At 43.0% G+C, this 12,292-nt stretch carries 9 protein-coding genes; 5 read left to right on the forward strand and 4 right to left on the reverse strand.

Features of this window, described 5'->3' with window-relative positions; all coding sequences use genetic code 11:
• Nucleotides 1–25: 25 nt before the first annotated feature.
• The 5 genes from OCU87_RS19835 (at nt 26) to OCU87_RS19855 (ending at nt 5,389) form a co-directional block, all read left to right on the forward strand.
• Nucleotides 26–307: an HlyU family transcriptional regulator gene (locus OCU87_RS19835; RefSeq protein ID WP_094958056.1), complete on the forward strand. Its 282-nt coding sequence runs from the start codon at nt 26–28 to the stop codon at nt 305–307.
• Between the two features lie 483 nt (nt 308–790).
• Nucleotides 791–2,347, forward strand: a complete 1,557-nt coding sequence (gene pntA, locus OCU87_RS19840; RefSeq protein ID WP_062689372.1) for a Re/Si-specific NAD(P)(+) transhydrogenase subunit alpha — start codon at nt 791–793, stop codon at nt 2,345–2,347.
• Between the two features lie 10 nt (nt 2,348–2,357).
• Nucleotides 2,358–3,734, forward strand: a complete 1,377-nt coding sequence (pntB, locus tag OCU87_RS19845; RefSeq protein ID WP_062689374.1) for a Re/Si-specific NAD(P)(+) transhydrogenase subunit beta — start codon at nt 2,358–2,360, stop codon at nt 3,732–3,734.
• A gap of 290 nt (nt 3,735–4,024) precedes the next feature.
• A complete protein-coding gene (locus tag OCU87_RS19850; RefSeq protein WP_261859195.1) occupies nt 4,025–4,492 on the forward strand; it encodes a hypothetical protein in 468 nt (155 codons plus the stop codon).
• A 267-nt stretch (nt 4,493–4,759) separates the two neighbouring features.
• The gene (locus OCU87_RS19855; RefSeq protein WP_261859196.1) at nt 4,760–5,389 is read left to right on the forward strand and encodes a class I SAM-dependent methyltransferase; all 630 of its coding nucleotides are present in this window, start codon (nt 4,760–4,762) and stop codon (nt 5,387–5,389) included.
• A gap of 103 nt (nt 5,390–5,492) precedes the next feature.
• On the opposite strand, the gene OCU87_RS19860 is transcribed toward OCU87_RS19855, so the two are convergent.
• The 4 genes from OCU87_RS19860 to OCU87_RS19875 form a co-directional block, all read right to left on the reverse strand.
• Nucleotides 5,493–6,008: an NUDIX hydrolase gene (locus tag OCU87_RS19860; RefSeq protein WP_261859197.1), complete on the reverse strand. Its 516-nt coding sequence runs from the start codon at nt 6,006–6,008 to the stop codon at nt 5,493–5,495.
• 237 nt (nt 6,009–6,245) lie between these two features.
• Nucleotides 6,246–7,472, reverse strand: a complete 1,227-nt coding sequence (gltS, locus tag OCU87_RS19865) for a sodium/glutamate symporter (protein WP_261859198.1) — start codon at nt 7,470–7,472, stop codon at nt 6,246–6,248.
• Nucleotides 7,473–7,683: 211 nt separating this feature from the next.
• Nucleotides 7,684–9,228 carry an efflux transporter outer membrane subunit gene (locus OCU87_RS19870; protein WP_062689382.1) on the reverse strand — a complete coding sequence of 515 codons (1,545 nt, stop codon included), beginning with the start codon at nt 9,226–9,228 and terminating at the stop codon, nt 7,684–7,686.
• An 8-nt stretch (nt 9,229–9,236) separates the two neighbouring features.
• The gene (locus OCU87_RS19875; protein WP_261859199.1) at nt 9,237–12,290 is read right to left on the reverse strand and encodes an efflux RND transporter permease subunit; all 3,054 of its coding nucleotides are present in this window, start codon (nt 12,288–12,290) and stop codon (nt 9,237–9,239) included.
• Nucleotides 12,291–12,292: the final 2 nt, after the last annotated feature.

A 12,292-nucleotide genomic window follows, 5' to 3' on the forward strand; every position in this document is an offset into this window, starting at 1 on the left:
ATAGGCTTTTTAGGAGATGAATAACGTGGGTTTTCTGTCAAAACTATTTGGCTTCAATAAAGAAGAAAAAACGCCTGTGGCTGCTGAGCCGATTGAGCATAATGGGTATCAAATTTACCCTGAACCGATTGCTGAAGGCGGGCAGTTCCGTATTGCTGGCCGTATTTGTAAAACCATCGACGGCGAGTTAAAAACGCACACATTCATTCGTTCTGATTTGTTAGGTTCAAAGCAAGATGCAGAGACCTTCATGCTAGATAAAGCGAGAATGTTCATCGATCAAAATGGTGACCGCATGTTTAATTAGCATCGTTTGCTCCTTGTATGCTCATATTACTGTATGCAGCGGTGGGAGTAGTCGTAGTTAATAAACATGGGTAAATATAATAGTTTCTTGGTTTGAGGATCATGGAGTACTACTGATCGCTGATGGTGCTGCATGATCATCAAGTTTGAAATGGTGGCTGATCTTTCGATGTGATTAATAGCTAGCCAACGTTTTAAACAGACATTTTTAATACGAAGTGTGGTCTTTTTAGCCTGATTTCTTGCTTGTGACGTGTTTATTAGTCATTTATGTAATTACTTATAGCTAAATGCCCGTTTTATAAAGTGGTTTGACCTCTGTCCTGATGTTAAAAGTGTTATTTAATTTCATTAGTCAGCGACATTTGATGTAAATTATCGGCTATTGTTGGGTTTTTTTGTGTTTTTCTTACAAAGTACTTGATATTACGTTGTTGGTTGGATACAAGATCATTACATTAATGCCAATGTTCAGGGAATAATAATGCAGATTGGTGTGCCAAAAGAAATACTCGCGCACGAAACGCGAGTGGCTGCTACGCCTAAAACGGTTGAGCAGTTATTAAAAATGGGGTTCAGTGTTGCGATTGAAAGTAATGCTGGTGTCTTGGCTAGTTTTGACGATGCGGCTTTTGAAGCGGCGGGTGCAACTATCGTTTCAACCGAGGATGTGTGGCAATCAGATTTAATTCTGAAAGTTAACGCACCACAGGTTAATGACGAAACTGGCGTCGATGAATTTGAATTGATAAAAGAAGGCGCAAGCCTTGTTAGCTTTATTTGGCCTGCTCAGAACCAAGAATTGCTAGAAAAGCTATCAACTAAAAACATCAATATCATGGCGATGGACTCTGTACCGCGTATTTCGCGTGCGCAAGCACTTGATGCGTTGAGTTCTATGGCAAATATCGCGGGTTACCGTGCTGTTGTTGAAGCGGCTCATGAGTTTGGTCGTTTCTTTACGGGCCAAATCACAGCTGCTGGTAAGGTTCCACCTGCGAAAGTATTAGTTGCTGGTGCGGGTGTTGCTGGCCTAGCGGCTATCGGTGCTGCTGGTAGCCTTGGTGCTATTGTTCGTTCTTTTGATGTGCGTCCTGAGGTTAAGGAACAAGTTGAAAGTATGGGTGCTGTTTTCCTTGAAGTCGATTTCAAAGAAGACACCAGTACTGGCGATGGTTACGCAAAAGAAATGTCCGATGAATTCAACAAAGCAGCCGAGCGTTTATACGCAGAGCAAGCAAAAGACGTTGATATCATCATTACGACAGCATTGATCCCTGGCCGTCCTGCGCCTAAATTGATCACCAAAGAAATGGTTGATTCAATGAAAGCGGGTAGCGTGATTGTCGATTTGGCAGCGGCTAACGGCGGTAACTGTGCATACACTGAAGCTAACAAAGTGATTACGACGCCAAACGGTGTGAAAATCATTGGTTACACCGATATGGTAGGTCGCTTGCCGACTCAATCATCTCAGTTGTACGGTACAAACCTTGTTAACTTGCTCAAACTGCTTTGTAAAGAGAAAGACGGTAACATCAACATCGATTTTGATGATGAAGTGCTACGCGGTCTTACTGTGATCAAAGACGGTGAGATCACTTGGCCAGCGCCACCAATCAAAGTATCGGCTGCGCCTCAAAAACCAGCTCCAGAAGTTAAACCTAAAGTTAAAGCTGAAGAAAAACCGACTTCTCCTGTGAAGAAATATGGTTTGATGGCGGCAGGTTTAGCAGCATTCGGTTGGATTGCAAATTATGCTCCTGCTGAATTCCTTGCTCACTTTACGGTATTCGTTCTGGCATGTGTTGTTGGCTATTACGTGGTATGGAATGTATCTCATGCATTGCACACTCCGCTAATGTCGGTAACAAATGCTATTTCAGGCATCATCATTATTGGTGCGGTATTGCAGATAGGTCAGGGGATAGGTGTTGTCACCTTCTTGGCGTTTATTGCTGTTTTAATTGCAAGTATCAATATTTTTGGTGGCTTTATGGTGACCAGACGCATGCTTGAAATGTTCCGTAAAGATAAATAAGGAGTAACACATGTCTGCAGGAATCGTACAAGCGGCATACCTTGTTGCTGCGGTACTATTTATCATGTCTCTTGCGGGGCTTTCCAAGCAAGAAACAGCACGCGCAGGTAACTACTATGGCATCGCGGGTATGGGGATTGCGCTTCTAGCAACAATCTTTGGTCCTGATGCGCAAGGTACTAGCTGGATCATCTTAGCGATGGTTATCGGTGGTGGTATCGGTATGCACCTTGCTAAGAAAGTTGAAATGACTGAAATGCCTGAACTGGTTGCTATTCTACATAGCTTCGTTGGTTTAGCGGCAGTGCTAGTTGGTTTCAATACTTACATTGATCATGGCGAGCTAACAGGCGCACTATTGAACATCCACCTTGTGGAAGTCTTCCTTGGTGTATTCATTGGTGCTGTAACCTTCACTGGTTCAATCGTTGCGTTTGGTAAACTGCGCGGCATTATTGATTCTAAGTCTTTAATGCTTCCTCATCGCCATAAGCTAAACCTTGCGGCGTTAGTCGTTTCTTTCCTTCTTATGCTTTACTTCGTGAACGTAGAAGGTTCGACATTTGCACTGATTGTAGTAACGCTTATTGCATTTGCATTTGGTTATCACTTAGTAGCATCAATCGGTGGCGCAGATATGCCAGTGGTTGTTTCTATGCTTAACTCATACTCTGGTTGGGCAGCAGCGGCAGCGGGCTTCATGCTAGCCAATGACCTATTGATCGTGACAGGTGCATTGGTTGGTTCTTCTGGTGCCATTCTGTCTTACATCATGTGTAAAGCGATGAACCGTTCGTTTATCAGCGTTATTGCGGGTGGTTTTGGTACTGAAGTTGTTGTTTCTTCTTCTGACGAAGAGCAAGGTGAGCACCGTGAAGCATCAGCGGAAGAAGTTGCTGAAATGCTGAAAGATGCGAAATCAGTCGTGATTACTCCAGGGTACGGTATGGCAGTAGCGCAAGCTCAATACCCAGTACACGAGATCACTGATAAGTTACGTGCTCAAGGCGTGAATGTTCGCTTTGGTATTCACCCTGTAGCGGGTCGTTTACCTGGCCACATGAACGTACTGTTAGCGGAAGCAAAAGTACCATACGACATCGTATTAGAGATGGATGAGATTAATGATGATCTATCTGATACCGATGTAGTTTTGGTTATTGGCGCGAATGACACAGTTAACCCTGCTGCAATGGAAGATCCAAACAGCCCAATCGCAGGTATGCCTGTACTGGAAGTTTGGAATGCGAAACACGTAATTGTGTTTAAGCGTTCTATGAATACAGGTTACGCGGGTGTTCAAAACCCACTGTTCTTTAAAGAGAACACACAGATGCTATTTGGTGATGCGAAAGCAAGTGTTGATGATATTTCAAAATTCTTGTAATCGTTAATACCATATAGGAAAGAGCATTTTAGCTGCTCTGTAATCGGCCACAGTATGTAGATACTGTGGCCGTTTTTATTTCCTTTCTTTGTCGCTGTCCTATCACCAACTGCGGTATTCATATCGGATTCATAGCATGTCCTCTAAACTGTATTGATACTCTTGATATTAAAGCTAAGAGTTATTACCATACTCGCATAAAAGATCTGATCCTTTATTTTGACTTATTAAAGAAACAGAGCTTGAGAAAAGGGTCGTAAATCCATCAATAGTAGGAATAAGGCAGCATTATGAAAATGATAAAGTTACCTCTTTGCATCTTCATTTTTATATCGTTGTCAGGATGTGTTCAAACCTTAGAAAGTCGAGGTCGTTTATACAAGCCACAGGTGAGTATCATTTCGATATTCGAGATTAAAAATGTCACTAATCCGTATAAAAAGGCATTAGATTGCACATACAGCGTTGTCGGTGACTCTAGAGCAATCAGCCGTTCTGCAGATTGGCGCCAAGATGAAGATCAAAAATTTTCTTTAACTTATAACGTTAAGACGATGGGCGGAGTATATGGTTTGTTTAGAGAAGATTGGACAGTCTTTGTTTATGTAAGAAGTAAGCGTTTAATTTTACGATACACTAAGCAATCAAATTTATCTGCTAATGCTTTTGATAACACACACTTTGTTTACAAGGATGAAGTAGAAGCGGTTAATCACTCATCTCTCAAGTTTTATCAATGCGTCAGTGGAAGAATATAGCACTTATTAAAAGCAACAACGGCTCGACTTACTTTTACTTTGTAGTGATGACCTAAATTTTTATCATTGCTGCTAGGCGGATGTTTAGCGATGGCTTGTTAATAGCACATAGCACATAGCACATAGCACATAGCGCTGTGCAGCTACCCATAGCAAGTAAATGATAATGTGAATCACTTCGTATTTGTGAGCTGCTTTTATTGCCAGATACTTTTTTTAGGCAGATGCTCTTGTAAGCTGATCATAGCGTACACAGGGGCGGTAAGTATGGGTGATAATAAGTGGGAAGCTTTTGCGCAGGACTTTGAACAGAGTAATAACTATGTCGTTGGTGTAAAAGATATTACTTTGGTGAAGTCTGAACTGAGACGATTAAAAGATCTCGGCAATGTGTTAGAGCTTGGCTGTGGAAATGGTACTTATACCGAATGTTTTTTAGATTCCGCCACAACGATTACAGCGACGGATATATCGGATCAAATGGTCACCATTACTTTTGACAGATTTGCTCAACAAGATCATGTTAGCGTGGAAGTAGCGGATTGTTTTAAATTGCAGTATGCCGATGCTTCATTCGATACTGTTTTCATGGCGAATTTACTGCACGTTATACCTAAGCCTGAACTCGCTTTGGCTGAATGCTTTAGAGTACTAAAAGCGGGGGGACGACTTATCGTGCTGAGCTTTACTCTTCATGGTATGACTTGGTTAAACCAACTGATGCTTAAATATCGTTACAGTCGAAAATATGGCACAAAATCGACATCGTCAATAATTCTTACGCCGCAGTTAGCAATCGAAATGATTCAACCGCGAGGTTTTAAAGTATCCTCGAGTTGCCTAATGGGCGCGAATGTAAAAGCGGTATACCTTCGTGCTGAGAAGGTAGATAAATAGGGTATTGAAAAGAAGCCTTTCGCGAATTCAAAAGGCTTTAGACTCTATATTTTGCTTAAGTCTAGTGGCTGTTTTTATTGTTCTGAGTCCTGAGTCCTGGGTTTTATAACAAGCCCGCCAGCTTAGCTTTCATATAGGTTGCAATCGTTTTTGCATCTTGAATGGTATTGTTCGCGATCAGTGATTCAAACTCTTCAATACTCATGGTAATGACTTCGATGATCTCATCATCATCAAGTTCGCCGTGAGTTGTTTGTAGATCTTTAGCTAGAAAAAGATGCTGAACTTCATCGCAAAAACCGGGTACGGGTAATAATTGCCCGAGACTCACCCAGCTCTTAGCTGCTAATTGGGTTTCCTCTGCTAATTCACGGTGGGCGCAAACTTCTATTTGCTCACTATCTTCAAGTGTTCCTGCTGGGAATTCTAAAATCCATTGTTTAATGGCGGGGCGGTATTGATTGACAAGAACTAAGTCACCACTTTCTGTAACGGGAATAATGATGACTGCGCCAGGGTGTTTTACGGTAGTGAAACGTATGACTCGGCCATCAGGCAACGTTTGGCCCTCCTCTTCGACAGAGAAGCATTTCCATTGGCAAAGTGTTGTTGTTTTCATTATGTACTCCTAGCGAAACTATGGTTGGCAACGATAGGTCATTATACCAAGGTCAATAATGCCAATCCCATCAATTACCAAATCATTCTTGCTGGTTAAAGTTATTGATAACAGTGTTATAGATTTTGTAGGTAGAACCACTCGCTAACTAGCATGAATGATGTGAAAGTAAGAGTAGGGCTGACGCTTAGCTTTTGTTAGCGTCAGCTCGTTATTGGCAGTGTGAAAGTTGGGGTATTAAGAGATAAATCCGATAAAGTAAGGAATGATTAAGGCGTTAGCCAAATCGATAAAGAAAGCACAAACCAGAGGCACGATGATAAAGGCTTGGTGGGAGTTACCATATTTTTGAGCAACCGCTGACATATTTGCCATTGCCGTCGGTGTCGACCCAAGCGATATACCGCCAAACCCCGCACAAACCACTGCTGCATCATAGGTTTTTCCCATTAATGGGAAGATAACAAAGATGGCGATACAAACCGCGACAATGAACTGTGCGCCAAGAATAACAAAGATAGGGCCAGCTAAATCAATTAACGCCCATAATTGCATGCTCATCAGTGACATTGCTAGGAATGCACCCAAGGCAATATCTGCTATCAAGGCAACCGCGGGTTTACGCGAGGGCCAACGCGTACCTGTTAGGCGAGGATAGGAGGCTGGTACAAGGTTTGAGATTAGAATACCGGCAAACAAACAAGTGACAAAAAGAGGCAGTTCTAAGCCAGCTGATGCAACCGCTTTGTTTAGGATTGCGCCTAAGATAATACAAATGTGGATAGCTAACACAGCATCAAGAAAATCATAAGCGTTGATCTTAGGTTGTGGCTCAGACTGTTTTGTACCTATGTCCATTTCCTCATCTTTCGATGGGGTTAAATTATGTTTGTTGATCAGATACTTTGCGATTGGTCCCCCCATAATACTGGCGAGAATTAATCCAAATGTTGCGCTGGCAATACCGATTTCCATTGCGGTATCTAAATCAAAGGTTTCACCAATTTTGGGTGCCCAAGCGATAGCTGTGCCGTGACCTCCAATCAATGAGACTGTACCGCTTAATAAACCAAATGCCGCAGGTTGGTCGAGTAAGGTCGCGATACCAATGCCTGTGATGTTTTGAATGAGCATATAGCCGATTGTAATAGAAAGCAGGATGATGAGTGGCTTGCCGCCCTTGAATAAATCAGTAAGGCTGGCGTTAATACCGATAGTGGTGAAAAAGTACACCAGTAACAAATCACGAGCGGCTAGCTCGAATTGCACATCAATATTAGTGGCATAGTGCAAAATGGCAAAAGTGATGGAGATTAAAATACCGCCTGATACTGGCTCGGGAATACTGAACTCACGCAGCCAATAACTCGCTTGGGTTAAGCGCCGACCAACAAAAAGCACAATAATGCCAAGTGTCACCGCCAAGAAAGATTCGATGTGGAGTACACCGTCGATATAGTTCATTACTCCTCCTGAGAAATGGGTATCCAGTTTATTAATATATGTTAGTGATTGCCTATCAAATTATCCTAGCGGGGTTATGTAACGACATCCACTAGAGTCAGCTAAAGTTTCTATAATCATTAAAAACTGATGTTAATGTCTCATTTTACAGTGTTTTTTCCGCAATAATGTGTGAGTAAGGTGTACACCTTTCGATGTACACCACGATCGATTATAGGCTTACTAATGTTTCACTTGCTCCACTTGTTTCATTCGAGTTGGCGGTTGGTATTGGTTGTTGTTCACTTGGTGGTGGAGTTATCTGCCAGTCACCACCAAGTGCTTTATACACAGCAATGGTGATATTCGCTGTTTGGAGGCGGGCTGCCAATTGACTGTCTTGAACCATGCGTTGTTGGCGTTGTGCATCAAGTACTGATAGATGATCAATCAAGCCTGCTTTATAAAGTGATTTTGCCTTACTAACAGCGAGGTCTGTTGCTGCTAATGCTTCATCAATTTGTTTCTGGGTTTCTTGTGAGCGACCATAAGCAAATAAACTGGAATCGACTTCTGTAATCGCGGCATTGACCGTATGTTCATATTGCAACGCAGCAGATTGGAAACGTGCTTCATTCATTTTTACTGCGGCTTTTCCTCGGCCGCCATCAAATACATTCCAGTTAATACCTACGCTACCAGCCCATCCAAAAGAATCACTGCTAAACAGATCATCAAAACTGCTGGCAGATACGCCAGGTGTGCCTGTTAGGAAAAATTTCGGATATCGATTCGCAATGCTGGCAGCGAGTTCCTCATTTACTGCGGCCATTTCACGTTCCGCGGCGCGAATATCAGGGCGACGTTTCAGTAAATCTGAAGGTAAGCCCGTTGGAATCACGCCTTGCAGGGTAGGAAGCCTTTCCGAACGAGCTAACCGTATATCCACTTGGGTCAATGGTTCGTTGAGTAATAAAGCAATTCTGTGTTTATGTGCTTGCTCTGCAATTTCTAATTGTGGGATCAGCGCCTCTGTTGCGGCTAAAGCGGCTGTTGCTTGTGCGTAATCCAACTGCGAACCATAACCACTTTTAACGACTTTTTTTATCAGTTGGCGTGTCTTTCTTTGGTCTTCAATGTTCGCCTGCGCTAATGCCTTTCGCTCTTGTGCGCCACGGTATTGCAGGTAGTTATGGATCAAATCTGCCGTTAATAAGGTATGTAGCCCCGATGTCATTATTTCTGCTTGTTCTACGCGGATTTGAGCCGCGTCAGCTTGGCGGTCTATACGACCAAAAAGATCTAACTCCCAAGCGATAGAGGCACCGATATAGCCACCGTCATGTTGATTATCCATTAAGGTAACGTTAGATGGCAGTTGAGGGCTAACTGGCGGGATAGCAATGGGGTTGACTAATGGCCCTGCTAACGAATCATTTTTACTGATCTGATAGTTATAATATCCCGCTCCAACACTGATTGTTGGCACTTTGAACGAGGCAACCATAGTTTGGTATTGATTCGCCATTTTGATGCGTTCTGCGGCGACTTTTAGCGACACGTTTTGCTGTTGCATGTCGTTGATTAACATGTTTAATGTGTCGTCGTTTAGTTGCTGCCACCATAAGTCGCTTGATGCTGTGTTAGTTGTGTTTGTATGCAGGTATGACTCCGCTATAGATACCATAGGGGCTTGATAATCAGGTCCAACTGCACAGCCTGTTAACAACATAGCAAGAGCAATGGGGGCTAATTTTCGTGTTGTAGAAAACGTCATAGTAACTCCTAAATTTGCTCTGCTGTGGTTGTTTCTATTAATGTTGAGGTGTCTTTTGTCGTTAGCTTATAAATAGCAGGCATCACCAATAATGACAGTATCGTTGCCGCAGCAAGTCCGCCTATAATCGTGGCTGCCATTTGATCGAAGAGTAAGTCGCTAAGCAGTGGGATCATGCCAAGAGCCGTGGTTAATGCTCCCATTGAAATCGCCATAGTACGGTTTACGGTCGCTTCTTTGATCGCATCTGACAGGGCTAAACCATTCTTTCGTTCAAGCTCTATTTGATCCATCAAAACGATACCGTTTTTGATAATCATGCCCGTGAGGGTAATTGCACCAATCAATGCCATAAAGCCAAATGGCTTGCCAAAACCCAGCAAGGCGAAAGTGGCACCAGTAGCGGCAAGTGGAATAGTGGCAAGAATAATGACGGGTTGCTTAAAGCTATTGAACATCGCAACCAAAATCACGACCATGATCAGCATGGCTTTTGGTAGTTGTTTGAAAATATCGGTAATTGCTTTATTTTCATCATAATATTCGCCACCCCATTCCATGTGGTAGCCAGGAGGAAGCGCGATCGCTTCAATATCGGCTTTGATCGCATTACGCACTCTCGCTGGGGTTGAATCACGGCTGACACCAGCTTGCGCCGTGATGGTTTTCAAGCGGTCACGACGCCAAATCATACTTTCTTCAGCGGAAAGCGTAAAACCATCAACTACCTGCCCGAGTGGAACCGTATGTAAGCCAAGTAATGATTTTACTGGCAGTGTTTCTAACGAGGCCATGGTTTGCTCTGAACCACGAAGTTGAATTGGGATCAGTTCATCATTTAGGTTCATTTGACCAAGTGGCATGCCATTTGATGCTCTCTTCATCGCGAATGCAATATCAGCTCGGTTGATCCCTGCACGACGTAATTTTTCTTGATTAGTAATAGGGGTCATGACTTTACTGGTCTGACGCCAATCATCACGTACATACTTACTTTCTGGGTGTGCTGCCATAATGGTTTTCGCTTGCTCTGCAAGACGATGCAAAACGGTTACATCAGGGCCTGAGAACCGTGCTTCTACTGCGTATTTATCTGCGGTAGCCAGCTTCAGACCACGGAAACGAGGTTCTGCGTTAGGGTAATTCGCCGTTAGCCATTTATCACCACGCGCAATTAGCGTGGTGATCCCTTCAAAGTTTGTTGTGTTGATGAGTATTTGGCCATAGGCGGGATCGAGCGGCTCTGGTTCTACAGTGACAGAGAAACGAGGTACGCTCGCGCCAATCATAGTTGAGATGCTTTCGACTTCAGGTTGAGATCGTAACCATTGCTCAATTTCTTTCATGTCAGCAGATGTTTGTTCGATTTTTGCGCCGTTTGGTAGCCAGTAATCGAGGAAAACAACAGGGCGATCAGATTGCGGAATGAAGTTTACATTAATGTAGGGAACGGCAAGTGCTGTCACTATGATAAGCGGGATCAAACCTGCGAGTGTTTTTGCTGGGTGATCGACGGTCCAATGAATGCATTGTTTTAATCGGTTTGGTTTTGTGCCTGATTTGACAGTTTGTGGTTTAATGAATAGCCAGCACATTAAGGCGGTAAATGTCATGGCTACAAACCATGAAAGCAACAGTGATGCGGCAATAATATAGAAGACAGAACCCGCAAATTCAGCTGCATCTGTTTTAGAAAATAAAACGGGGCTGGCACCCATGATAGCAATAACTGTAGCGCCAAGCAGGGGTAGTGTCGTTTCTTTCACTGAATCAATGGCAGCGACTGTACGTTCTATGCCTTTGTTGAGCTTTGACTGCATCATATCTGTGATGACAATGGCATTATCTACAAGCATGCCTAATGCAAGAATAAATGTGCCTAAAGATACACGATGTAAATCAATATTGTAGACGTTCATGTACACAAGCGTTAATAGAATAGTGAGTAGCAAACTACCACCGACGATAGAAGCACTTTTAAAGCCCATGAAGACCCAAAGAACAATGAAGACGATTGCCACACTTTCTAATAGGTTCATGACAAAATCATCGATTGATTTTTGTACTTCTTCAGGTTGATAGGCCACTGTTGATATTTCAACACCCAGCGGTAAGGTTTGCTTGAAGTCTTCAATAATTGTATTTATTGAGTCGCCAAGTGAGACAACATTAATACTTTGAACTGGACTAACGGCTAATGTGACAGCGGGTTCGCCATTAAAGCGGTTTTCAGTTAATGCTGGTGTTTGGTAACCCATAGTGACATTGGCAATGTCAGCTAAGCGAATAAGTCCGGTCCCCAATTCGCTGACGCCGCCTTTGATGACGAGATTTTTAACGTCGGCCAGTGATTGGAAGTCACTACTTTGGTTGACACGAATGCGTTCTTGGCCTGCATCGAATTGACCTGCTTCAAACACCATGTTTTGGGAGTTCAATTGGTTCCAAATTTGAGATGCTGACAAACCATACTGTGCTAGACGCTCGTCTGGTAAATCAATATAAACAGCGCGCGGTTGAACCCCATGAAGTTCTATTTTTTTGATACCATCGACAGCTTTTAATTGGCGTTGAAGCGTTTCTGCATATCGGCGTAATTCTTCTGGCGCGGCATCGGTACTATGAATTGAAAATAGCATGCCGTAGACTTCAGAAAATTCATCTTGAACGATATTCATTTGTGCGGTTGCAGGTAAGAGCAAGCTCACATCATTAACTTTTCGACGTAATAAATCCCATTGCTGTGGTAAATCGTCAGAGTTGAGGTTTTCTTTCAAATCAACAAATACCATTGACAGACCCGGTCGCGACAGTGAACGTAGTCGATTGAGTGAGCCCATTTCTTGAAGTTTAGTTTCTATGGTATCGGTGACTTGATACTCGACTTCTTTTGCGGAAGCACCAGGGTACAGCGTCACGACAACAGCCGTTTTAACCGTAAAGCTAGGATCTTCTAATTTGCCTAAATCGAAGTAAGAGTAAAGCCCTGCAATAATGCTTAGTACGCTGAAAAAGATGACGAATGTTCGCTGGCGTATAGCGAATTCGGCTAAATTGATCATGG

Source organism: Photobacterium sanguinicancri (assembly GCF_024346675.1).
Lineage (GTDB): Bacteria > Pseudomonadota > Gammaproteobacteria > Enterobacterales > Vibrionaceae > Photobacterium > Photobacterium sanguinicancri.

Bases quoted from the DNA above. Each gene is read 5' to 3' on its own strand.
- OCU87_RS19855 (WP_261859196.1), top strand. From the start codon at position 4,760: ATGGGTGATAATAAGTGGGAAGCTTTTGCGCAGGACTTTGAACAGAGT.
- OCU87_RS19860 (WP_261859197.1), bottom strand. From the start codon at position 6,008: ATGAAAACAACAACACTTTGCCAATGGAAATGCTTCTCTGTCGAAGAG.
- OCU87_RS19870 (WP_062689382.1), bottom strand. From the start codon at position 9,228: ATGACGTTTTCTACAACACGAAAATTAGCCCCCATTGCTCTTGCTATG.
- pntA (WP_062689372.1), top strand. From the start codon at position 791: ATGCAGATTGGTGTGCCAAAAGAAATACTCGCGCACGAAACGCGAGTG.
- pntB (WP_062689374.1), top strand. From the start codon at position 2,358: ATGTCTGCAGGAATCGTACAAGCGGCATACCTTGTTGCTGCGGTACTA.
- OCU87_RS19875 (WP_261859199.1), bottom strand. From the start codon at position 12,290: ATGATCAATTTAGCCGAATTCGCTATACGCCAGCGAACATTCGTCATC.
- OCU87_RS19850 (WP_261859195.1), top strand. From the start codon at position 4,025: ATGAAAATGATAAAGTTACCTCTTTGCATCTTCATTTTTATATCGTTG.
- gltS (WP_261859198.1), bottom strand. From the start codon at position 7,472: ATGAACTATATCGACGGTGTACTCCACATCGAATCTTTCTTGGCGGTG.